This is a genomic window from Ancalomicrobiaceae bacterium S20 (assembly GCA_040269895.1).
Taxonomy (GTDB): domain Bacteria; phylum Pseudomonadota; class Alphaproteobacteria; order Rhizobiales; family Ancalomicrobiaceae; genus Methyloraptor; species Methyloraptor flagellatus.
The window spans coordinates 560,554-581,075 of the sequence record CP158568.1 but is presented as its reverse complement, the minus strand read 5'-3'; the positions used below and the strand labels follow the sequence as shown (position 1 = coordinate 581,075).

Sequence of the window (20,522 nt, the reverse complement as noted above, 5' to 3'; positions counted from 1 at the left end):
ACGTCCTGTTCTCGATCTCAGACCGGACGCGCGGTCCGGCCCCCTTCTGGGCGTGAATGCCACGGCGAGACGAACCGAGCCGGCGGGAAGCCCGCTCAGTTCGACGCCATCGTCGGCGCGGCGACGTCGTATTTCGGCATCACGCCGAGCATCGGCGCAATGCGGCGGATGATGTTGCCGGCGGCCGGCGCGGCGTTGAGACCGGCAGTCGCGGCACCGACTTCCTTCTCGGCCTTCGGCTCGTCGAGCACGACCAGCACGACATATTGCGGCGCGTCGATCGGGAAGGCGGCAAGGAAGGAGTTGAAGCGCTTGCCGGAGTTGTAGTGGCCGTTCTCGATTTTCTCGGCCGTGCCGGTCTTGCCGCCGACGCGGTAGCCCGGCACGTCGGCGCGCTTGCCGGAGCCGGGACCGTTCGGATCGGCGTTGGCGCGCAGGAGATAGCGCATCTTGTCGCTGGTATCCTGGCTGATCACACGCCGGCCGAGGCGGCGGGCTTCTTCCTCCGTGCGCGGGAAGAAGGTCGGATTGACGAAGTAGCCGCCGTTGACCATCGCGCAGGCCGCGATCGCCGTGTGCATCGGCGACACCGAGATGCCGTGGCCGAACGACATGGTCGCGGTCGACACTTCCGAGATGCGCTTCGGCCAGAGCGGCAGCGCGACCTCGGGCAGTTCGGTCTCCAGCTTCTTGTGGAAGTTCACCCGATCGAAGAACGCGTATTGCGCCTCCGGCCCGGCCTTGAGCGCCATGCGCGCCGAACCGTTGTTCGACGAATACTGGAAGATTTCGGTGACGTTGAGCGGCCGGCCCTTCGAGTGGAATTCGCCGATCTTGCGCGAGCCGAAATGCAGCGGTGTGATATCGAAGATCTCGCCGAGCCGCACCTTGCCGGAATCGAGCGCCATCGCCGAATTGAAGGTCTTGAACACCGAGCCCATCTCGTAGACGCCGGCGGTCGCGCGGTTCATGCGGTCCTTCTGCAGCGCCTGTTCCGGCTTGTTCGGATCGACCTCCGGTACCGACGACATGGCGACCACTTCGCCGGTGCGCGCGTTGAGCACGATGCCGACCGCCGCGACCGCGCGGTACTTCTCCTTGGCGTCGGTGATCTCGTCGCGCACCACGTGCTGGACGCGCAGGTCGAGCGACAGGTGTCGCGGCTCCAGGCTGCGGTTGGTGGCGAGGCCGAGCTTCTGCAGCTCGCCAAGCCCCATGTCCTGGTCGATGTATTTCTCGATCCCCGAGATGCCCTGGTTGTCGACATTGACCGAGCCGAGCACATGCCCGGCCATGCCGCCGCCCGGATAGAAGCGGCGGTTCTCGTCGATGAAGCCGATGCCCGGAATGCCGAGCCGGAAGATCTTGGTCCGCTGCTGCGGGGTGATGTCGCGCTTCACCCACATGAAGCCCGACTTGCTGGCGAGCTTCTTGCGGATGGTCGTGTCGTTGCGCAGCTCCGGCAGCACCGAGGTCAGCGCGTCGAAGGCCTCGTCGGCATCGAGTACGTTGCGCGGCTCGGCGAAGACCGAAGACGAGCGGATGTCGGTCGCCAGCACCTCGCCGTTGCGGTCGACGAGGTCCGGCCGCGCGGTCGAGACCTGCGACTTGGCCGATTCCAGCGCCGCGGAATGGTCGTCGCTGGCGAGGCCGAGATAGGCGAGCTTGAACGCGATCGCCGCATAGAGCACGCCGAAGCCGGCGGCGGCGATCAGGATGCGGTTGCGTCCCAAGGCGCCGCGGCGCGCCGGCTGGCGGGCGCTCTCGGTTCGGTCGTTGGGCATGCGGTCCGCCAGCATCGCTCGGCTTCTCTTCAATGGAGGATCTTCAGGAGCGGGTCGTTCGGCCGCGGGTCGACGCCCTGAGCCTTGGTCGGATCGCCGACCTTCGGCGCGGTCGGCGCCCGGTCGGTCGCCTTCGGCCCGCTCTTCGGCGGGATCGAGCCGGTATGTTCGATACTCTTGGCAGCACCGGCATTGAGCTTCATCGACGCCTGCGCGTTCCGCGGCCCGTTCGGCAGCGGCGTGACCGGCTGCGGACCGGTCGGCGCGAGACCCCTGTCCGCCGCGGGCTGCGGCCGGAACGGAATCTCGTCGATCGCGCCGATCTGCATCGGATCGAGCGGATCGAGCTCCAGGTAGGAGCGATAGCGTTCGACCAGCTCCTGCAGGCGCTTCGGCTGGTTGAGCAAGCTCCATTCGGCCTTCAGCGTCGCGATCGCGTCGCGCTCCTGCTCGATCTTGCGGCTGACCTTGGAGACCTTGTTGGCCGCCCGCTCCGCCTCGTACTTGAGCTGGTAGACGACGCCGGCGCCGCCGAGCATCAGGGCGATGAGCGCGATATTGAGGGTGCGCAGCATGTCAGCGCCTCCCCGCCTTGCGCGGCTTCGGATCCGGCAGTCCGAGCGCGGCCGCGTCGAGCGCGCGCGCCGGAGCCTCGGTGCGGATGCCGGCGCGCAGCTTCGCCGAGCGCGAACGCGGGTTGGCCGCGATCTCGTCCTCGGCCGCCTCGACCGCGCCCTTGGCGACGAGCGTAAAGGTCGGCGCCTCGGCGCGCTCGATCGGCGCATGGCGCGAACCACCACCGCCGCGGCTCGACCGCTCGGCGAAGAAGCGCTTGACGATCCGGTCCTCGAGCGAATGGAAGGTCACCACCACCAGCCGGCCGCCGGGCCGCAACACGCGCTCGGCCGCGCCGAGCGCCTCGACCAGTTCGTCGAGCTCGCCGTTGACCGCGATGCGCAGCGCCTGGAACGTCCGCGTCGCCGGATGGATGTCGTCGCGGCCGCGGCCGGACAGCCGTTCGAGCAGCCCCGCGAGCTGACGCGTGCTTGTGAAGGGTTGAAGCTTGCGATCGTCGACGATGGCGCGCGCGATCCGGCCGGAATGGCGCTCCTCGCCATAGACCCACAGGATGCGCGCGAGTTCGTTCTCCGACGCCGTGTTGACGATGTCGGCCGCGCTCGGCCCGTCGGCCGACATGCGCATGTCGAGCGGGCCGTCGTTGCGGAACGAGAAGCCGCGCTCGGCGCGGTCGAGCTGCATCGAGGAGACGCCGATATCGAGCACGACGCCGTCGACCACCGCGATGCCGAGATCGTCGAGATGCTCGGCGAGCGCGCCGAACCGGCCATGCACGAGCCTCAGGCGCCCGCCCGAAGCGTCGACCAGCGCCTGCCCCGCTTCGATCGCGGTCGGATCGCGGTCGATCGCCACGACGAAAGCGCCCTGATCGAGCATGGCGCGCGTGTAGCCGCCGGCGCCGAAGGTGCCGTCGACGATGGTCTCGCCGGATTTCGGTGCGAGCGCGGCGACGACCTCGCGCAGCAGGACCGGAATGTGCGGCGCGGATGCGGTCTCGGCCGTCATGCCGCACCTCCCGCCGCCGCGCGCGACGACAACAGCCGCGCCGCCGTCTCGCGCGCTTCGCGCTCGAAGTCCGCGAACCGGTCCGGTGCCCAGATCTGGAACTTGATGCCCTGCCCGACGAAGACGATCTCGTCGGTCGCCCCGGTCGCCTCGCGCAGCCAGTCCGGCACGACGATGCGCCCCTCGCCGTCGAAGGCGAGCGTATCGCCCTGCCCCATCAGCGCAGTCGAGAGGGCGAGGTGTTCCGGAGAAAACGTGTCGTGCCGGGCGAGCGCCTTGTCGATCTCGCCGATCAGCGCCGCGCCGCCCGCCTCGACGGCCGGATGGAACAGCGAACGCACGCAGAAGAGCCCGTCGAAACCGTCGCGGGCGATCACCGAGCGGAACGGCGCAGGGATCGAGACGCGTCCCTTCGCGTCGATCCGCTTCTGATGCCGCCCCAGGAACCGGTCCATCATCCCTCGCCGACGGCGCCGCGCCCGTCCGGCGCAGCCCGCTTCGCCCCCACGTGGCCCGCCGTTCGCCCCCCACGGACGAACGGCTGAGCCCCTTACGCATCGAAACGCACGCACCCACCGAAACGCCGGCGAAAACCGCGACATCCGCACCGAACGACGCGTCGCGCACCCGCAGTCCCGACACCGGAACCGCGCCGTCGCCGGCGATCGGACCCGGCTCGCCACCCGCTCTGAATGGGATGATTTGGGATACCATGGGCTAAGCTGGGCGTCAACGAATCGGTAATACGGACAGGGGTTTCCCGGCCTTCCGACCAGTTAAGGCCGGTTAGGGTTAAGACCGCGTTGATTCGAGGAGAAGATTCGGTTTCGCCGGCTGGCGATGCGGCCGGGCCGGAGCCAGAACCCGCTCAAACCGCCCAGAAGGCGGCCGCCTCCGCCGGCAATGTCGCGAGCACGCGATCGAGAGCGGCGGCGTCCGCATGAGCCCGAAGCGCCTGGGCCGTGACCGCGATCGCGGTATCGGGCGCGAAATTGTGGTGCTCCCGCACGGCCTGAACCTCCGCCGTCAGCGCCGCGCGATCGGCGAACGGCCGGCGCGGCTCGTCCGGGTTCCAGTCGGCGACGAAGATCGCCCTGAGGATCGGCGGCAGCGCGCCCGCGAAGCGGATCGCCTCCGCGAGGTCCAGCCGTCGGCGGAACACGCGAAACACAGCCTCGACCATCGTGTAGGTCTGGTTGCGGGTCGCCAGATCCGCCCGGTCGCGCGCATCGGCGAGGAAGCGCTCGAAGTCCTCGGAGGCGTGCTGGAGCTCCATCGGCATGGGCATGACGACCTCGGTCGGTTCCATCCGGCGCCCCACCGGCGGCGCGAGATGCGCGCGGGCCGGAGCAAGGACGCCGAGGGTATTCGCCAGTCGGCCTGTAAGCCGGGTTCTGTAAGGCGGGTTTCCCCGCGCGGCGGCCATTCATCTGGGACGCCCATTGCTGGACGCCTCGCGCAACCAACCCGGGCGGCCGATCCGGAAACCGATCCGATGCGCTTGCGCGCATCCCGCCGCCCCTATTCGGTTTTGCTCCCGGTGGGGTTTGCCATGCCGTTCCCGTTGCCGGGCCCGCGGTGGGCTCTTACCCCACCTTTTCACCCTTACCCCGGACGCATCCGGGGCGGTTCGTTTTCTGTGGCACTTTCCCTGGGGTCACCCCCGCCGGGCGTTACCCGGCACCGTGTCTCCATGGAGCCCGGACTTTCCTCCCGGGGTTTCCCCCGAGCGGCCGCCCGGCCGACTGGCGCGCGACACATGGGCGATGCGGCGGGCAAGGTCAAGCAACGTTGTGCCGGCCGCCCCGGCATGCTAACGCCGCCCGACGCGACGGAACGACCGGATCGCGACAACCCGAGGAACTCGACATGGACGTCCGCGACGCCAACGGCAACCTGCTCGCCGAGGGCGACACCGTCACCCTGATCAAGGATCTCAAGGTGAAGGGCACCTCGACCACGTTGAAGCGCGGCACGGTGGTGCGCAATATTCACCTGACCGACGATCCGGATCTGGTCGAGTGCCGCGTCGAGAAGGTGAAGGGCCTGGTCCTCAGGACCGAGTTTCTGAAGAAGGCCTGATCGACCGCCTTCGCCCGCTCGGCCGACAGCCCGTCGGAGAAGGAGGAGGCGACATGATCCGTGCTGCCGATTTTCAGCGTCTCGCGCTCGCCCTGCCCGGCACGACCGCCGCGCCGCATTTCGATCGCACCGCCTTCAAGGCCGCCCGCATCTTTGCGAGCCTCGCGCCCGACGGGCTGACCGCCAATCTGCGCTTCACGCCGGAGGATCAGGCGCTGAAATGCGCGGTGATGCCCGAGGGCTTCACCGCGATCTCCAACGCCTGGGGCCGCCAAGGCTGGACCTGCGCGACGCTGGCAGCGCTCGACGAGGCCGATGCCGCCGCCGCGCTGGAGATCGCGTGGCGGCACGCCCAGCCACCTGAGAAGAAAAAGAAGAGAAAGCCCGCAGCCCCCGGGGCATGACGCGCGGGGGCGCGAGGGCCTCCACCGAACGCGTCGGTCTCGCCGACGGCCACGCGTCGCCGGTCTTCGTCGCTCACCCCGTGGTCGCGGGCAGCTTTTCCTTGAGCTTGTTGCAATATTCGATGTGCTGCGGGCGCAGACGTTCGGTGTAGACGCCGCTCGTGAACTTCATCGCCGTCTTGCACGTGTCCTTGTCGGCGCGCTTGTAGGCGGCGGCGAGGTATTTCATGCCGTATTTCACGTTGACCTCGGGGCTCTTCAGCTCGGCCGACCGACCGCGGAAGCCGAGATTGCGCGCGGTCTCGTAGCGGATCTGCATCAGGCCGATCTTGCCCTCGTCGGAGGTCTTGGTCGGATCGAAGCCGCTCTCCATGTCGACGATGGCGGTGGCGAGCGCGACCGGCACGCCGTTCTCGGCCGCCGCATCGGCGACCAGCTTGTGCAGCGGATCGGCGGCCTCGTGCGAGGCGGCCGGATCGATCGCGGCGACCTTGGTGTCCGAGCCGGCGGAAGCGGCGTCCGCGCCGGGCGTGGCACCGTCCTGGGTCGCACCTCCGAGCGCCGGCGGCGCGAGCGCGACCGCCGGCCGGTCACGGCCATCGGCCGAGGGCGCCGGCGGCAGGATCTGCGGCCCGGTCGCCCCCGCGCTGGGCAGGAACGGCCGATCGGCCGCGCCTCCAGTCCCGGCGGCCCCGCCCGCGGCGCCCTTGACCCCGTCCATCATCGCGAAGGTCTCGCGCAGCCGCTGCGCGGCTGCCATGGCATCCGTCGCGGCGACCGGTTCGAACGTCTGCGGCACGCCGGCGTAGGCATGCCCCGCGCTGGCGGCCGCGGCCAGCGTGAAAGGCTCGGTGCGGACCGCCTTGGGCAGGTCGGCCGTCGCCTGCGACACGTGAGGCGCGGTCGGGCCGGGCGCTGGCTGGCCAGCGGACGCCTCGGTGGCGGTGCCGTCCTTTGCCTGGGCTTCCGCGCCCTTCGGCGCGATCGTCGCGCTGGCGGCAGGCGGAGCATCGGAGGTGCTGGCGAGAACGTCGACCGGTTCGGCGGGCTTCGGTATCGTCGCCTTCACGATCAGGCCGGCGGGCACCAGGGCGGCGAGCGCGGCCGTGGCGATCAGCCCGGCCTTGAGCGGGATCGGCATGATGAGGGGTCCTTGACGCGGTTGATCCGAGCGGTCACCCAACATGCCGAATCGTTCACGAAGAAGGATGGATTGCGACGAAATGGGGCGATCGCCCCCGGTTCATGGCGAGAGGGCGGCGGCCACGCTCACGTTGACACACGAGTTCGTGCGCGGTCGGAGCGGCCGTGTCGGATCGGGAGGACAGAGCAAGCAACCGGCGCTCGGCGCGACCGGTCTCAGCGCACCTGCACGCCGGGCGGCAGCTGCGCCTCGGCTTCCGCGGTCTTCTTGCGCGCCTTCGCGGCGGCGGCCTTCGACGGCCCGGACTTCGGCTTTTCGGCAGCGACGCGGTTCAGGTAGTTCGGGGCGTTGCCCATGCCGGTGATCATGTAGACCTGATCGCAGTAGCGCTGCGCGCCGGCATTCACGTGGCGGGTCGCAATGCCGCCCTTGTACTTGGCGATGGTGAGGCAGATGTCGCCGTTCGCCTTGGCGTAGTCCCAGCCGAGTTCCTTGGTGCCCCAGATGATGTTCGTCTCGGCGTCGAACAGCTTGGCGGTCTCGCCGCGGTAGCCCTGGTAGCGCGCGGTCGAGGGCATGACCTGCATGAGCCCGACCACGCCATGGCTGCCGCGCAGCTTCGGGTCGAACTTGCTCTCGACCCAGGCGACGCCGACGGCGAGCCACACCGGCACGGCGTTCTTGCGCGCCTCGCGGCGGATGATGTCGATGTAGGGCAGCGCCGCCTTCGGCATCTTGCGCGGCTCGTCGCCGAGCACCGGCGCGACCGCGAGCGCGGGCGAGGGTTGCGCCGGCGCCGCGGCCGGCGGCGATACCGCGGTGGCGGCCGACGGCTCCAGCGAGGCGAGCTGGATCGGCGCCTTCGGCACGCGCGGTTTCGCCTGCGGCATCGGCAGCACGCGCTCGGCCGCCGCGATCGGCTGGGCGAGCGGCGCGGTCTTCGGCGGCGCCAGGATCGCGCCGGCATGCGAGGGCGCCGGCTCGGCCGCATAGCCGAGCGCATCACCGGCGACCGGCGCTTCATAGGAAGCGAGTTCGACCTTCGGCTCCTGCACCGGCGCCGGGCCGCCGAACATGCCGAAGGCGTCGTCGAACCGGTTGCCGAGCGCGGCCGGCGCGTCGATCGGGCCGCCCGTATCGATCGGCGCCGGGTCCGACGGCATCACCGACGAACGGATCTTCGGTTGGAACGCGAGCGCGCGGGTCGGCAATTGCGGGTGGGCGGCGCCCGCGTGGTGCGACGCTGCGCATCGCCGGGGGCTTCCGACGTCCTGACGATCTTCGACGGGGTCTCTTCGGCGCGGGCCTCGGAGCTCATGGTCTCCGCGCCGACGCCACCACCCGCGAGCGTGCCGAGCACGCATCCGATCGACAGGGTCCGCCTCATGCGCGCGCCTCCGCTCGTGCGTCCGACGATACCGGCCGAAGCGCCATCAGGCGCCGCAGCGTCGTGATCGTCGAAACATCGGCCACCCCGTCCACCCTGGTTTGTCGCCAGTGGCGCTGGAAGGCCTTGACCACCTGCTCCGTGGCGTCGTCATAAACACCCGTCACGGAAAGTCCATAACCGTAAACACCGAACATGGCCTGCAGCGCCTGGATCGGCTGGCCTTCGTCGCCCTTGGTAAAGAAGCGTCCCCCGCCGACCGGCTCCGGCGCGGTCCATAGGCCGACGCCCGCCGCGGCGAGCCGCTCCCAGGGGAATTTCTCGCCCGGATCCTGCTTGCGCGCCGGCGCGATGTCCGAATGGGCGAGCACGCGATCGGCCGGAACCGGGTTGCGCGCGAGGATATCGCGACAGAGCGCGATCACAGCATCGACCTGCGCGGCCGGGAAATCCGTGTAGCCGGGATGAGTTTCGACCGGCTCGCCGGCCGCCCGATCCGGCGCCGCCGCCATGTCCCACCAATAGCCCGGATTGACGATCTCGATGCCGATCGAGGCCGAGTTCAAGTCGGTCTCCCCGGCCCAGGACGAGACGCCCGCGTGCCACGCGCGCCGACTCTCCGGCACCAGTTGCAGGATCGTGCCGTCCTCGTCGATCACGTAGTGAGCGGAGACCTGCGAGCGCGTGTCAGTCAGCCAACTGACCGCCCTTTCGCAAGCGGAACGGCCACGACCCGCCGGCATGCCCGTGTAGTGAAGCACGAGCATGTCCGGCTTGGCCGTCTCGTAACCCGCACGCCGCGCGCCATGGTTCGGCGAGGGTCTCAGCCGATCCACCAGCGGGCTGTCGGGCCGAGTGATCTCGGCGACCGCATCCGTCATGCCGCATTCATTACCAGAAATTCACGAATTCAGGAAATCCCCCTCTCGAGCCGCACGCTTTCCCAAGCGGCGTTCAGGGCGGCGAGCCGATCCGACAGCATGCCGAGCGCTTCCTTGGGCAGGCCACTGGCGAAATGCCGGTCGGGATGGCACTCCGCGACCCGCGCCCGATAGGCCTTCTTGACCTCGGCGTCGGTCGCCTCGCGGTCGATGCCGATCACCACATAGGGGTCGGGGCCCTTGCGCCGGATGAATCCGGCCGCGATGCGATTGAAGGCGGCCTCGTCGAGGCCGAAGATCTCGGCGACCCGCTCCAGGAACACGAGTTCGCGCTCGTGGACATAGGCGTCCGCCGCCGCGATGTGGAACAGGCCCTCGAGCACGTCGGCGAGGAACACGGCATCGCCCTCGGCGATCTCCGCGATTCGCTTCGCATAGGTCTCGAAGCCGGCGACGTCAGCCTTGGCAATGTCGAACAGCCGTTCGACATTGCGCTCCTCCTCGGGCGGCACGTCGACCACGCGACGGAACGTCTGCACCTCGTCGGCCGAGACGACACCATCTGCCACCGCCATCTTGGCCGAGAGCGCGATCAGCGCGACCGTGAAGGCGACCGGCTTGCGGTCGGCCCCGAGCCGCGCGAGCGCCTGCCCGAGCTTCTCGGCGATCGGCCCGATGCCGGTCATGGCGCCGATCACCCCGACGATGTCGCGAAACCGCTCCCACATGCTCAACGCCTCCGACCTCGCCGTCGCTCGCCTTTCGTTAGTCCGAGTCGCGCGCGATCTCAAAGCCGGTCGCGCGCCGCTGCGCCTGGCTCACGGCCGGATTCGGGCGTCGAATACGCCACCTTCGCCGAGGTCGAGGCCGGTGAGCCGGCGGTCGAGATGGCGCGCGCGCCAGGCGAGCAGCGCCTCGGCGCATTCGATCCGGGCCAGACGATAGTCCGGATCATCCGCGACATTGACCTGCTCGCCGGGATCGTTCGCGAGGTCGAACAGCAGCGGCGGCAGCCCGGCGAAATGGACGTATTTGAACCGCTCGGTCCGATGCGCGACCAGCGAACAGGCGTCGAGCCCGAGACCGAGCACGCGTTGCGGCACGCCGGAACGCAGTTCGCGGAAGTCGAACTCGAAATGCGCCGCCGCTCGCCAACCGGCCGGCACCGAATCGCCATCAAGGAACGGCCGCAGCGAATGGCCGTCGAGATGGCCGGGCACCGGCGCACCGAGCAGGTCGAGGATGGTCGGCATCACGTCGACCGCCTCGGTGAAGGCCTCGACCACGGCGCCCTGCCGCGCCGGCGCGAGGCCCGGCGGCCGGATGATCAGCGGGATGCGATAGCTCTCGTCGTAGAAGCCGAGCTTGCCCCAGAGGTGATGGTCGCCCATCTGCTCGGCGTGGTCGGACGTCAGCACGATGAGCGTGTCGTCCCACTGCCCGGCCGCCTCGAGGATCGCGCGCAGCCGGCTGATCTGGTGATCGATCTCGGCGACCATGCCGAAATAGGTCGCCTTCACCTGCCGTGCCTCGGCCTCGCTGCCGTCGGTCTCGGGTCCCGGCGGGCCGTAGACCTTGCGGGCCTTGCCCTGCGTCTCGATCGCGAGCTTCAGGTACGGATGTTTCGCCGCCTCGTCGGCCGCGGAGCCGACGCGGTTCGGCGCCGAAACCTCATCCGGATGATGCAGCGTCGCGAAAGGCTCCGGCGTCACGAAGGGCGGATGCGGCGCCAGGAACGACAGGTGCGCGAACCACGGTCCGCGCTGCTCGGAGACCCAGCGCTCGAACTCGCCGACCAAGAAGGCGGCCTGCGTCTCGTCGGCGGAGAACTTCGGTCCCGTGCCCCAGAGCGCCGGCGCGCCGGACTTCGGCAGATAGATCTCCTGCCAGCGCGAACCGATCGCGTGGCCGCGGCTGGCGAGCCACGACAGCCACGCGGCCGGATACTCCGGTACGGCGACCCGCACGCTCATGCCCGGCAGGATGCCTTCGAACGTGGTCAGCCACGGATCGCCCGGCGATGTCGTTCGCGGATCGGTGCCGGTGTCGGTGTAGCCGAACAGCGTCGGGTCGAAGCCGAGCGCGCGCACCGCCTCGGCGAGCGTCTGGTGGCGGCGATCGAGCGGCGTGCCGTTGCGCACGACGCGATTGGTCATCTGGTAGAGGCCGGTATAGAGACAGGCGCGCGCCGGCGAACAGGGCACCGCGCCGCCGAAATGACGGGCGAACCGCACCGCCTCGCCCGCGAGCCGATCGATGTGGGGCGTCTTCGGTCCGACACCGGAGCCGGCACGTGCAACGAGCCCGAGCGCGTCGGCGCGCCACTGGTCGGCGGTGACGAAAAGCACGTTAGTCATGAACGGCGACCCTGATTCCCTGTTTGATCCTTGTGGTTTATCATGATTGCGCAAGGCCGCGACCGCGCTGGCCGCCGGCGCCCCGGAACGCACCCCCCGCGCGTCTCCGGAGTGTCACCCGAGCGTCATGGGCCGCTGCTAGGCACAACATCAGGACTCCGCCCGATCGGTCCGTCAGCCCCTCCTGGAACGACCGATATCGCCCGATCGACCACGACCCCCGCCGTGGTTCCGACCCGAGGCGCCCGTCGGGACGGATTTCGATTCGAGACAAGAAAGAAGGACGTCGCCAATGCTGACGAGACGGGCCCTGATGCGCGGTGCGGCCGCGGCGCTGGCCATGCCGGCCGTGCTCAGGGCGCACGATGCCCTCGCCTCCTCCGGCGAGGTCAACGTCTTCGTCTGGGGCGAATACTTCGACAAGAATACCCTGCTCCCCGATTTCCAGGCCAAGACCGGCATCCGGGTCAACCTGTCGACCTACGGCTCCAACGAGGAAGCGGAGAACAAGCTGCGCGCCGCCGGCGGCAAGGGCTTCGACGTGCTGTTTCCCTCCGTCGACACCGGTCCGAACTACTACAAGGACGGCCTCCTGCAGGAGATCGACGAGCGCCGCTTCGATGCCAATCGCGTGCTGCCGTCGATCTACCGCAACTCGATCACGCTCGGCGCCACCTATCGCGGCAAGCGCTACCTGATGCCCTTCGACTGGGGCACCGAGGCGATCACCTACGACGGCTCGAAATTCGACAAGAAGTCGGGCGAACTCTCCTACGGCGACCTCTGGGCCGACGGCCTCGACAAGAAGGTGGCGCTCCGGCAGAAGTCGATCTTCACCTCGATCGCGATCTGGCTCGATGCCACCGGCCGGGTGAAGACCAACCGCGCGCTCGACATGTACAAGTCCGAGGACGAGGCCCGCCGCGTGTTCGAGGCCTGCCTCGCCTTCGCCGCTTCGAAGAAGAAGAACTTCGGCGCCTACTGGAACAACGCCAACGAGGCGACCGCAGCCTTCACCGACGCCGGCTGCGTCATCGGCCAGACCTGGGACACGACCGGCATCCTGCTCAACCGCAAGACCGACCGGAAATGGAAGTTCGGCATGCCGAAGGAGGGCGGCCTCGCCTGGACCGACACGTTCGGCATCCCGGCCGGTGCGCAGAACCTCGATCAGGCCTATGCGCTGGCGAACTTCCTCTATTCGCCCGAGGCCGGCGCCGCCTTCACGAACTCGACCGGCTACAACACCTGCGCCGTCGGTGCCGAGAAGCATCTCAACGACGAGGCGCGCACCGCCTTCGAGATGTCCTATGCGCCGGGCACGATCGACGGGCTGTGGTGGTGGCCGATCCAGACGCCGTTCTTCTCGCGCCTGCGCGGCGAATACGTCGAGAAGCTCACCAACGCCTGATCGGAGCCCGGCGCGTCGGCCGCGACGACGCCCGTTAACGCAGGCCACCGGATGTCGTTGCGTCACCACTGGTGCGCGCGTGCATTCCCCGCCACACTCGCCCCGGCAAAGCGTCCTGCGTCGGATCGCCCCCGGAAATAGGGGCGGACGGGATCGCTTTCCGCAGTACGATCTGCAATCACGCATCGGCGGGCGGCTGCGATTCCGATCTGAGAAGTCCCGTTCGCCGGCCCGTCCGTCGAAGGGCGGAGAGCTGCAAGAACGGGGGAGCGCCGGTTTGGTCACGCACGGCAAGGACGTGAGACTACGGGCCATCTCGGTCGACTTCGGTGCGTTCCGCGCGGTGCATCCGCTCGATCTCGAGATCGAGGCCGGTGAGTTCTTCTCGATTCTCGGTCCGTCAGGCTGCGGCAAGACCACGCTTCTGCGTGTCACCGCCGGTTTTCAACAGCCGACCACCGGCCGCGTGCTGATCGGCGGCAGCGACACGACCAACCTCGGGCCGAACCAGCGTCCGACCGCGCTGATCCACCAGAATCTGGCGCTGTTCCCGCTGATGAGCGTGATCGAGAACGTCGCCTTCGGCCTGGAGGCGCGCGGCGTCCCCCGTGCCGAGCGACTGCGCCGCGCGGAGGAGCTGCTGTCGCTCGTTGCGCTCGACGGGCTCGGCGGCCGCAAGCCGCATCAGATCTCCGGCGGCCAGCGCCAGCGCGTCGCGGTCGCCCGCGCGCTGGCGGTCGAGCCCGCCGTGCTGCTGCTCGACGAGCCGCTGTCCTCGCTCGATCTGAAGCTGCGCTCGCACATGCGCGCCGAACTGAAGGCGATCCAGCGCCGCACCGGCGTCACCTTCGTCTACATCACCCACGACCAGTCCGAGGCGCTGGCCATGTCGGACCGGATCGCGGTCATGAACGAGGGCCGCATCGAGCAGGTCGACACGCCCGACCGTCTCTATGCCTCGCCGGCGACCGCCTTCGTCGCCCGTTTCGTCGGCGAGCAGAACGAGCTGCCCGGCAAGATCGTCTCGATCGAGGGCGAGCGCTGTCTGGTCGCGACCGCCGTCGGCACGGTCGAGGGCACCGTGCGCGGCGCTCTCAAGGTCGGCGAGCGCGCCGTCGTCATGGTGCGCCCGGAGCGGATCGGCTTCGCCGCCGAGATGGATCCGGTCAATCGCGTCGAGGGCAATCTCGACGGCCGCGTGCTCGAAGGCCCGACGGTGGTCTACACCTTCGCGCTCGCCGGCGGCGCCCGGATCACCATGCATGTGCCGAACCTCGGCCTGCGCGGCGCCCTGCTCGCCAGCACCCACGCCGTCGGCTTCCACGCCGACGACGCGCATGTCTTCCCGCACGTCTCACCCGACCTGCCGGCCAAAGGCACCGAGCGCGAGGCGGAGGCGGCCGATGCGTGAGGTTCTGCGCGCCTACGGTCCGGGCCTCACGGCCGTGCTCTGGCTGCTCGTCGCGCTCTGGACGATCGGCCTCGTCGCCGCGCCGCAGGCGGTGATGATCGAGCAGTCGCTATGGTCGCTGGAGTCCGACACCGGCGACATCTCGGTCCGGCTCGATCAGGCCTATAACGAGCTCTCGCAGGCGAAATACGATTTCAGCCGCACAAAGGACCCCGACCAGCGCCTCACGCTCGATGTCCGGATCCAGGCGCTCGGCCGGACCATCCAGGATCTCGAAGCGCGCGAGAAACAGCCGACGCGCGTCTACGGCCTGCAGAACTATACGCGCATGAGCGGCGTCCATGCCCAGATCTTCCTGAAGACGCTCGCCTACGCGCTGGCCGTGACGCTGCTCGCGCTCGTCGTCTGCTATCCGGTCGCCTATCTGGCCGCGGTGGCGACCACGGGGCTGCGCGCGATGCTGCTGCTGGTCGGGTTGATCGTTCCTTACGCGCTCAACGAATTGCTGCGGATCTACGCCTGGCTGATGATCCTCGACTACCAGGGCGTCATCAACGGCGTGCTCGACTGGTTCGGCGTGGTCGACATCGCCAACCGGCGCTGGATTCCCTTCCTGGAAGGCCCTACCGCGGTCTTCCTGGCGATGGTCTATACCTACGTCCTGTTCATGGTCTTCCCCGTCTACAACACGCTGGAGACCTTCGATCGCAACCAGATCGAGGCCGCGCGCGACCTCGGCGCCTCGGTGGCGCGCATCCATTGGCGTCTGGTCATCCCGCACGCCAAGCCCGGCATCGCGGTCGGCTGCATCATGACCTTCATGCTCTCGGCCGGCTCCTACTCGGTGCCGCAGATCATGACGCGCGGCCAGGGCGGCGACTGGTTCAGCCAGCTCGTCTACCGGCAGTTCTTCGAGGCCAACAACTGGAACATCGGCGCGGCCTATGCCTTCACGCTGCTGATCGCCTGCATGGCCTTCGTCTTCCTGATGATGGCGCTGTTCCGGGTCCGGCTGAAGGACATCACCCGATGAGCCGCGACCAGATCCTGCTGCCGGCGGGCCGGGCGAGCGGCCTGGTGCTGAACCTCTATATCGGCCTCTTCTTCGTCTACCTGTTCACGCCGCTCGCGGTGATGACCGTCGCGGCGTTCAACGCCTACCCCTATCCCTCCGTCACCCAATGGAAGGGTTTCACGCTGCAGTGGTTCCCGGCGCTGTTCAATGACGCGCGCCTGATGCAGGGGCTCGTCAACTCGCTCGTCGTCGCGGTCGGCGTGATCGCGATCTCGCTGCCCTGCGGTCTCGCCGGTGCGCTGATCCTGCACCGGTTGCAATCGCGCGCCGCCGGCGTCCTCTACACGCTGATGGTCTCGCCGATCCTGATCCCCGGCATCATCGTCGGGCTTGCGACGCTGATCTTCTGGCGCGACTTCGGCGTCTCCGGCGGCCTGCATCTCGCCGTGCTGGCACAGTCGAGCTTCATCGCCTCCTACGCGATGCTGATGTTTCTCGCCCGTCTCGAACGGCTCGACCTGACACTCGAGGAAGCCGCGCTCGACCTCGGCGCGTCCAAGGCCCTGGTGCTGCGGCGGATCACCCTGCCGTTCCTGAAGCCGACCGCGCTGACCGCCGCGGCCATCGCCTTCCTGCAGTCGTTCGAGAACTACAACACGACCGTCTTCTCGATCGGCGGCAGCTGGACGCTGGTAACCGAGGTCGGCTCGAGGCTGCGCTTCGGCCTGACCCCGGTCGTCAATGTCGTGGGCGTCGTCTTCGTCGGCCTGACGCTCGTCTTCGCAACGCTCTACGTCGTGCTGCGCGCGCGGGAAGCTCACCTACCCCGCGTCTGATCCGCGCCTTCGCGTGGCATCCGAGGTCAACGACTTCGAGCGGAATCACGGTTGCAGCCGACCCCACGAAGTCATTGAACTGACTCGCGCTTCGCCCCGCCGTTGAAGTTCGCGCGGAGCATCCGGAAACGCAGACGCCACCCGATCGGGTGGCGCCGCTTCATTCGGATTTGGAACCTGCAAGCCCAGCCTGCGAGCCAGCCTTCAAGCCCAGGACGGCAGGTCAGGCCGACCGCGCCTTGACCTGCGCCGCGGCGACTTCCGCGGCCGGGCGCGCCGGCTTCTCGAAGATCTTGAGCCGCCCCTCGCGGGTGAGGTCGACGCCTTCGATCGCCGGCGCCAGCGAGAAGGTGCGGCGCCGGAACTCGGCGACGAGCCGGTCGCGCTCGTGGATATGCGCCCATTCCTCGTAAGGGATCGGCGCCCCGATATGGACCCTGAGCCGCGTGCCCATGCGCTTGACCGTCTCGCGGAACAGGAGCGACAGCCGCAGCGTCACCGACAGATGCGAGGCCATCTGGAACAGCCGGCTGTTCTGACCCTCGAAATAGACCGGCACGACGGTCGCCTTCGACATCATCGCGAGCTTGCCGGTGAACGGCGCCCAGGGCAGATCGAGCGCCGCGCCGCGCAGCGGCTTCTCGGAGGTCGAGATGCCGCCGGCCGGGAAGATGCCGATCGCGTGGCCCTGCTGCAGCCAGCGCTGCGCGGTGACGCGCGAGTTGAGCGTGGTCGCCTGCGCCTCACGGGTCTCGGCGAAGTCGATCGGCAGCAGCTGCTCGCGCGTCTCGGGCAGCCGGCACAGCACGCCGTGAGCGAGCACCTTGACGTCCGGCCGCGCCTTGCGCGCCAGCCACGTGAAGGTGATGCCGTCGAGCACGCCGTAGGGATGATTGCCGACGAACAGCACCGGGCCGTCCTTCGGGATCCGCGCCAGCGCCGCCTCGTCGTACTCGACCTTCAGCGCGAGCATCCGGATCGCCATGTCGAAGAAGTCTTCGCCCGCCGCGACCGCGCTGCGGCCGTCGAGATAACGGCGCTTGAGCTTGCGCTGCCCACCGACGAACTCGATCGTCCGGATCACCGCCCGGGTCAGAGCCGGCTGGTCGGGCGTGGCGTAGGAAAAGCGGACCGGGGTTTCGGCGGCGGCCGAACGGTGAAAATGCGTGGACAAACGATCGCTCCGATGCGGCGGCTTCGCGCCCGATCGGGACGGCGTGTCAGGAAACACCGGGCCCGAGCGACCGCGACGGTCGATCTGTTCCTATACCGATTTCACACGAAGATCTCGTGACGAAGCCGCGATCCGCGGCCCCGCGCCGTCGCGTCGGCACCCCGGCCGGTCAGTCCTCGTTCGGGATCGCCTGCTCGACCTTCGGCAGCGTGCGCGGCCAGTTCTGTTCGGGCCGCTTGGCGATCGAGGCGGCGATCTCCGGATCGAGCTGCACCGCGTCGATCACCCCGCTGTCTTCGGGACCGGTGTCGATCTTCGGCGCGACCGAGCCGGTGATCGCCGGATCGTACGCCCCGCCGGCGCCATAGGACATGCCGCCCTGTGCCACCATCGGACCCGAGCCGCGGCAGACCCGTCGGCCGGAGCGCGAGCGGTTGGCGAGATCGAGATGAAAGTGGTCCTGGTGCGAGGCATCGCCCGAGGGGCCGAGCACGGTGTTGAACACCTTGCAGCTCTCCGCCCCGACCGTGTGCAGGAACGCCTGTTCCTGCGGCTGGCCCGAATACCAGGCGCCCTTGATCGTGATGCGATGACCGTCGGCCAGTTTAAAGCCGGAGACGTCGATCGCGTTCATGTAGGCGTGTTCGGACATCGAGCCGCGCAGGCGATGGTTCACGCGCCGGCATGAATAGGTGCCGAAGGTCTCGACCACCGCGACCGGCTGACCGAACGTCGCCATGGCGATCGGCTGCACGACGGTCGCGACCCAGGATTCGAGGCTCGTCACCATCGGGCAGTTCATCAGAACCTGCTCCGACATGGCCACGCGGCCTTCGGTGACGGCCGTGACCTTGAACGGATGGTCGGCGCCGCAGGCGCCCGCGCCATCGATCTCGCGCACCGGCTGGATATAGGCCGACGGGCGCACCACGCCCGAGGCGATGCACCGCGCCTCCGCCTCGCGGCGCCACGGATCGCGCTCGGCGAACCAGCCGCCGAACATGCTGCAACCGGTCAGGAGACCGGCCATGCCGACGAGGGCCGTGATGGAAAGGACACGCTTCATGGAATTGGACAATGCGACCGAACCTGGAAAGGAATCGTTGACGCCCGCGCGCGTAAGACGACCCGAATCGGGACTGCCGCAGCGTCCGAGCTCCGCAGAAAACCGCCCCGATTTCAGGACCATCCAGGATACCGGCTCGAGGCCCTTGCCTTGAACGGGCACTCGCGTCACCGCTGGAGTCATGACGTCACGCTCGCGCTTGTTCTCGCTGCGCCGTGGAGCCCACGCGCTCGCCCTCCGGGCGGCGACCGCCGCGCTGATCGCCGCCGCCGTGCCGATGGCAGCTGTGGCCGGCGAGACCGCACCTCTTTGTGCCGCCCCGCACCCTCCAGCGCCGGCGAAGCCGCAATCCGTAAAGGCGCGGCCCGTGTCGCGGTGCCGGACTACGGCGCCTTTGCGCAAGCGCGCGCGGCCGCGCCGATCGCCGGCGCGATCCGCCGCGTCGATCTCCATGGGGCCGAGAAGCTCGTCGCGCTGACCTTCGATCTCTGCGAGACGTCCGGCGAGGTCGCCGGCTACGACGGCGCGGTGTTCGACACGCTGCGGGCGAAACAGGTGCCGGCGACGATCTTCGCCGGCGGTCACTGGGCCACCACCCATGCCGGGCGCATCGGCGAGATCGCCCGCGATCCGCTGTTCGAGCTCGGCAATCACACCTGGAGCCACGCCAATCTGCGTCTGGCCGACCCGGCCAAGCTCGCCCGCGAGGTGCTGGCGCCGGAGGCCGCGCTGGCGCCGGCCCGTGCCGCCGCCGCGCAGTGCCGTCGCGCGGATGCCGCCTCGCCCCGTTCGACCGACATCCGTTCAGCCCCCGCCCGCTCGACGCTGTTCCGCTTCCCCTTCGGCGCTTGCAACGCAAACGCGATGGCGGCCGTCAACGGCGCCGGCATGATGGCGATCCAGTGGGACGTCTCCTCCGGCGATCCCTCGCCGCTGATGTCGGCCGACGCGATCGTGCAGGCGACGCTCGCCGGCGTGCGGCCGGGCTCGATCGTGCTGATGCACGCCAACGGCCGCGGCTATCACACGGGGAGCGCTCTGCCCCGCGTCATCGATGCACTACGGGCGAAAGGCTATCGCCTCGTCACGGTCTCCGAACTGCTCGCCGCCGGCACGCCGGTCGTGACCGAGACCTGCTACGACGCGCGACCGGGCGACACCGATCGATACGACACATGGGGCCGAAAGCCCGCCCGGAGCGTTTCGTCCTGGCCGACGTCGAGCCCGATGCCCACAGCCGCGCCGGAAACGACCGGTTCGGTCATCGCGCGGCGGCCGATCTCGACCGAAGGGCCCCCGGCAACGAAACATTGAGCCCCGCCCCATGATGCCGCCCTCCGAAACCCTCCCGACGATCGCCGATCGCACAGAAGCCACCGGCAACACGCCCTTCGCCGCGCCGCGTTTTGATCTCGTGACCGGCCGTGGCGAGCCGTTGGCGCTGACACCCGTCGGCGATGATGCCGCCGCGCTCGGCGCCCTGGTCGCGAGCGTCGATCCCTGGCGCACCAGCGGCTGGCCGGCGGAGGCGATCGCGGCCCGGCTCGTCGCGCAGGAGCCGGGCGCGCGCACTTTTGCGGTTCGCTTGGAAGAGCGGCCCGTCGGCGCCGTCATCGTCCGCTCGCCCTTCATGCGCGGGCCCTACCTCGAACTGCTGGCACTCGCCGAGACCACCCACGGCCGCGGCATCGGCCGGGCGATCATCGACTGGATGGCCGGCGAGGTCGCGGCCGTGCCCCGCGAGGCCAATCTGTGGCTCTGCGTGTCGGACTGGAACGCGCCGGCCGTCGGCTTCTACCGCGCGGTCGGCTTCGTCGAGGTCGGCCCGCTGCCGGATCTCGCGGTCGTCGGCTCGACCGAGCTCTTCATGCGCAAGGTGCTGCGCGCCCCGGCCGCGCCCACCGCCTTCGCGCCGACGAGCATGCCGCCTGGAACCGGTGCGTGACCGGCGCCCGAACGCGCCGGCCCGCGTGCGGGTCCCGCCCG

20 protein-coding genes and 1 other RNA gene are annotated in these 20,522 nt (G+C 69.1%); 8 read left to right on the top strand and 13 right to left on the bottom strand.

The annotated features are described in order from the left end of the window. Nucleotides 1-95: 95 nt before the first annotated feature. The 6 genes from ABS361_02765 to rnpB all read right to left on the bottom strand — a co-directional run bounded on the left by ABS361_02765 (nucleotide 96) and on the right by rnpB (nucleotide 5,117). Nucleotides 96-1,784: a penicillin-binding protein 2 gene (locus ABS361_02765; protein XBY45232.1), complete on the bottom strand. Its 1,689-nt coding sequence runs from the start codon at nucleotides 1,782-1,784 to the stop codon at nucleotides 96-98. Nucleotides 1,785-1,813: 29 nt separating this feature from the next. Beyond that, nucleotides 1,814-2,359 carry a hypothetical protein gene (locus ABS361_02760; protein ID XBY45231.1) on the bottom strand — a complete coding sequence of 182 codons (546 nt, stop codon included), beginning with the start codon at nucleotides 2,357-2,359 and terminating at the stop codon, nucleotides 1,814-1,816. Nucleotide 2,360: 1 nt separating this feature from the next. Beyond that, nucleotides 2,361-3,368, bottom strand: a complete 1,008-nt coding sequence (rsmH, locus tag ABS361_02755) for a 16S rRNA (cytosine(1402)-N(4))-methyltransferase RsmH (protein ID XBY45230.1) — start codon at nucleotides 3,366-3,368, stop codon at nucleotides 2,361-2,363. After that, on the bottom strand, nucleotides 3,365-3,823 hold the full coding sequence (locus tag ABS361_02750; protein XBY45229.1) for a division/cell wall cluster transcriptional repressor MraZ: 459 nt from the start codon (nucleotides 3,821-3,823) through the stop codon (nucleotides 3,365-3,367). Before ABS361_02750 ends, rsmH begins: the two co-directional genes overlap by 4 nt. Before the next feature lie 413 nt (nucleotides 3,824-4,236). Beyond that, on the bottom strand, nucleotides 4,237-4,656 hold the full coding sequence (locus ABS361_02745) for a DUF2267 domain-containing protein (protein ID XBY45228.1): 420 nt from the start codon (nucleotides 4,654-4,656) through the stop codon (nucleotides 4,237-4,239). A gap of 79 nt (nucleotides 4,657-4,735) precedes the next feature. Further along, nucleotides 4,736-5,117, bottom strand: an RNA gene (rnpB, locus tag ABS361_02740) — RNase P RNA component class A. 120 nt (nucleotides 5,118-5,237) lie between these two features. Between rnpB and ABS361_02735 the strand changes: the two genes are divergently transcribed. Then, nucleotides 5,238-5,450 (top strand): alkylphosphonate utilization protein, encoded by a 213-nt coding sequence (locus ABS361_02735; GenBank protein XBY45227.1) that lies wholly within the window; start codon nucleotides 5,238-5,240, stop codon nucleotides 5,448-5,450. Between the two features lie 53 nt (nucleotides 5,451-5,503). After that, the gene (locus ABS361_02730; protein XBY45226.1) at nucleotides 5,504-5,854 is read left to right on the top strand and encodes an MmcQ/YjbR family DNA-binding protein; all 351 of its coding nucleotides are present in this window, start codon (nucleotides 5,504-5,506) and stop codon (nucleotides 5,852-5,854) included. Nucleotides 5,855-5,927: 73 nt separating this feature from the next. On the opposite strand, the gene ABS361_02725 is transcribed toward ABS361_02730, so the two are convergent. The 5 genes from ABS361_02725 to ABS361_02705 form a co-directional block, all read right to left on the bottom strand. Then, a complete protein-coding gene (locus ABS361_02725; protein XBY45225.1) occupies nucleotides 5,928-6,995 on the bottom strand; it encodes a transglycosylase SLT domain-containing protein in 1,068 nt (355 codons plus the stop codon). A 218-nt stretch (nucleotides 6,996-7,213) separates the two neighbouring features. Next, nucleotides 7,214-8,161, bottom strand: a complete 948-nt coding sequence (locus ABS361_02720; GenBank protein XBY45224.1) for a transglycosylase SLT domain-containing protein — start codon at nucleotides 8,159-8,161, stop codon at nucleotides 7,214-7,216. A 220-nt stretch (nucleotides 8,162-8,381) separates the two neighbouring features. Then, on the bottom strand, nucleotides 8,382-9,266 hold the full coding sequence (locus ABS361_02715) for an N-acetylmuramoyl-L-alanine amidase (protein ID XBY45223.1): 885 nt from the start codon (nucleotides 9,264-9,266) through the stop codon (nucleotides 8,382-8,384). A 29-nt stretch (nucleotides 9,267-9,295) separates the two neighbouring features. Continuing rightward, nucleotides 9,296-9,994, bottom strand: coding sequence for a DnaJ family molecular chaperone (locus ABS361_02710; protein ID XBY45222.1), 699 nt, complete (start codon nucleotides 9,992-9,994; stop codon nucleotides 9,296-9,298). Between the two features lie 90 nt (nucleotides 9,995-10,084). Next, entirely contained in the window at nucleotides 10,085-11,623 is a 1,539-nt protein-coding gene (locus ABS361_02705; protein XBY45221.1) for an alkaline phosphatase family protein, read from the bottom strand. Between the two features lie 292 nt (nucleotides 11,624-11,915). Between ABS361_02705 and ABS361_02700 the strand changes: the two genes are divergently transcribed. The 4 genes from ABS361_02700 (at nucleotide 11,916) to ABS361_02685 (ending at nucleotide 16,296) form a co-directional block, all read left to right on the top strand. After that, the gene (locus tag ABS361_02700) at nucleotides 11,916-13,034 is read left to right on the top strand and encodes an extracellular solute-binding protein (GenBank protein XBY45220.1); all 1,119 of its coding nucleotides are present in this window, start codon (nucleotides 11,916-11,918) and stop codon (nucleotides 13,032-13,034) included. A 277-nt stretch (nucleotides 13,035-13,311) separates the two neighbouring features. After that, nucleotides 13,312-14,445 (top strand): ABC transporter ATP-binding protein, encoded by a 1,134-nt coding sequence (locus tag ABS361_02695; protein ID XBY45219.1) that lies wholly within the window; start codon nucleotides 13,312-13,314, stop codon nucleotides 14,443-14,445. Beyond that, nucleotides 14,438-15,478 (top strand): ABC transporter permease, encoded by a 1,041-nt coding sequence (locus tag ABS361_02690; GenBank protein XBY45218.1) that lies wholly within the window; start codon nucleotides 14,438-14,440, stop codon nucleotides 15,476-15,478. The genes ABS361_02695 and ABS361_02690 overlap by 8 nt, the downstream gene beginning before the upstream one ends. Next, nucleotides 15,475-16,296 carry an ABC transporter permease gene (locus ABS361_02685; GenBank protein ID XBY45217.1) on the top strand — a complete coding sequence of 274 codons (822 nt, stop codon included), beginning with the start codon at nucleotides 15,475-15,477 and terminating at the stop codon, nucleotides 16,294-16,296. The genes ABS361_02690 and ABS361_02685 overlap by 4 nt, the downstream gene beginning before the upstream one ends. Nucleotides 16,297-16,519: 223 nt before the next feature. Here ABS361_02685 and ABS361_02680 read toward each other — a convergent pair whose 3' ends face one another. Both ABS361_02680 and ABS361_02675 read right to left on the bottom strand, forming a co-directional pair. Next, the gene (locus ABS361_02680) at nucleotides 16,520-17,470 is read right to left on the bottom strand and encodes a lysophospholipid acyltransferase family protein (protein XBY45216.1); all 951 of its coding nucleotides are present in this window, start codon (nucleotides 17,468-17,470) and stop codon (nucleotides 16,520-16,522) included. A 169-nt stretch (nucleotides 17,471-17,639) separates the two neighbouring features. Continuing rightward, on the bottom strand, nucleotides 17,640-18,536 hold the full coding sequence (locus tag ABS361_02675; GenBank protein ID XBY45215.1) for an extensin family protein: 897 nt from the start codon (nucleotides 18,534-18,536) through the stop codon (nucleotides 17,640-17,642). A 375-nt stretch (nucleotides 18,537-18,911) separates the two neighbouring features. On the opposite strand from ABS361_02675, the gene ABS361_02670 reads away from it, so the two are divergent. Both ABS361_02670 and ABS361_02665 read left to right on the top strand, forming a co-directional pair. Continuing rightward, nucleotides 18,912-19,850: a polysaccharide deacetylase family protein gene (locus ABS361_02670; protein ID XBY45214.1), complete on the top strand. Its 939-nt coding sequence runs from the start codon at nucleotides 18,912-18,914 to the stop codon at nucleotides 19,848-19,850. Between the two features lie 10 nt (nucleotides 19,851-19,860). Then, nucleotides 19,861-20,481: a GNAT family N-acetyltransferase gene (locus tag ABS361_02665; GenBank protein ID XBY45213.1), complete on the top strand. Its 621-nt coding sequence runs from the start codon at nucleotides 19,861-19,863 to the stop codon at nucleotides 20,479-20,481. The last annotated feature ends 41 nt before the right edge of the window (nucleotides 20,482-20,522 follow it).

What these genes read in the sequence shown, in the direction of transcription:
- ABS361_02765 (XBY45232.1), bottom strand. Translation starts at nt 1,784, where the DNA reads ATGCCCAACGACCGAACCGAGAGCGCCCGCCAGCCGGCGCGCCGCGGC.
- ABS361_02760 (XBY45231.1), bottom strand. Translation starts at nt 2,359, where the DNA reads ATGCTGCGCACCCTCAATATCGCGCTCATCGCCCTGATGCTCGGCGGC.
- rsmH (XBY45230.1), bottom strand. Translation starts at nt 3,368, where the DNA reads ATGACGGCCGAGACCGCATCCGCGCCGCACATTCCGGTCCTGCTGCGC.
- ABS361_02750 (XBY45229.1), bottom strand. Translation starts at nt 3,823, where the DNA reads ATGGACCGGTTCCTGGGGCGGCATCAGAAGCGGATCGACGCGAAGGGA.
- ABS361_02745 (XBY45228.1), bottom strand. Translation starts at nt 4,656, where the DNA reads ATGCCCATGCCGATGGAGCTCCAGCACGCCTCCGAGGACTTCGAGCGC.
- ABS361_02735 (XBY45227.1), top strand. Translation starts at nt 5,238, where the DNA reads ATGGACGTCCGCGACGCCAACGGCAACCTGCTCGCCGAGGGCGACACC.
- ABS361_02730 (XBY45226.1), top strand. Translation starts at nt 5,504, where the DNA reads ATGATCCGTGCTGCCGATTTTCAGCGTCTCGCGCTCGCCCTGCCCGGC.
- ABS361_02725 (XBY45225.1), bottom strand. Translation starts at nt 6,995, where the DNA reads ATGCCGATCCCGCTCAAGGCCGGGCTGATCGCCACGGCCGCGCTCGCC.
- ABS361_02720 (XBY45224.1), bottom strand. Translation starts at nt 8,161, where the DNA reads ATGCCGTCGGACCCGGCGCCGATCGATACGGGCGGCCCGATCGACGCG.
- ABS361_02715 (XBY45223.1), bottom strand. Translation starts at nt 9,266, where the DNA reads ATGACGGATGCGGTCGCCGAGATCACTCGGCCCGACAGCCCGCTGGTG.
- ABS361_02710 (XBY45222.1), bottom strand. Translation starts at nt 9,994, where the DNA reads ATGTGGGAGCGGTTTCGCGACATCGTCGGGGTGATCGGCGCCATGACC.
- ABS361_02705 (XBY45221.1), bottom strand. Translation starts at nt 11,623, where the DNA reads ATGACTAACGTGCTTTTCGTCACCGCCGACCAGTGGCGCGCCGACGCG.
- ABS361_02700 (XBY45220.1), top strand. Translation starts at nt 11,916, where the DNA reads ATGCTGACGAGACGGGCCCTGATGCGCGGTGCGGCCGCGGCGCTGGCC.
- ABS361_02690 (XBY45218.1), top strand. Translation starts at nt 14,438, where the DNA reads ATGCGTGAGGTTCTGCGCGCCTACGGTCCGGGCCTCACGGCCGTGCTC.
- ABS361_02685 (XBY45217.1), top strand. Translation starts at nt 15,475, where the DNA reads ATGAGCCGCGACCAGATCCTGCTGCCGGCGGGCCGGGCGAGCGGCCTG.
- ABS361_02675 (XBY45215.1), bottom strand. Translation starts at nt 18,536, where the DNA reads ATGAAGCGTGTCCTTTCCATCACGGCCCTCGTCGGCATGGCCGGTCTC.
- ABS361_02665 (XBY45213.1), top strand. Translation starts at nt 19,861, where the DNA reads ATGATGCCGCCCTCCGAAACCCTCCCGACGATCGCCGATCGCACAGAA.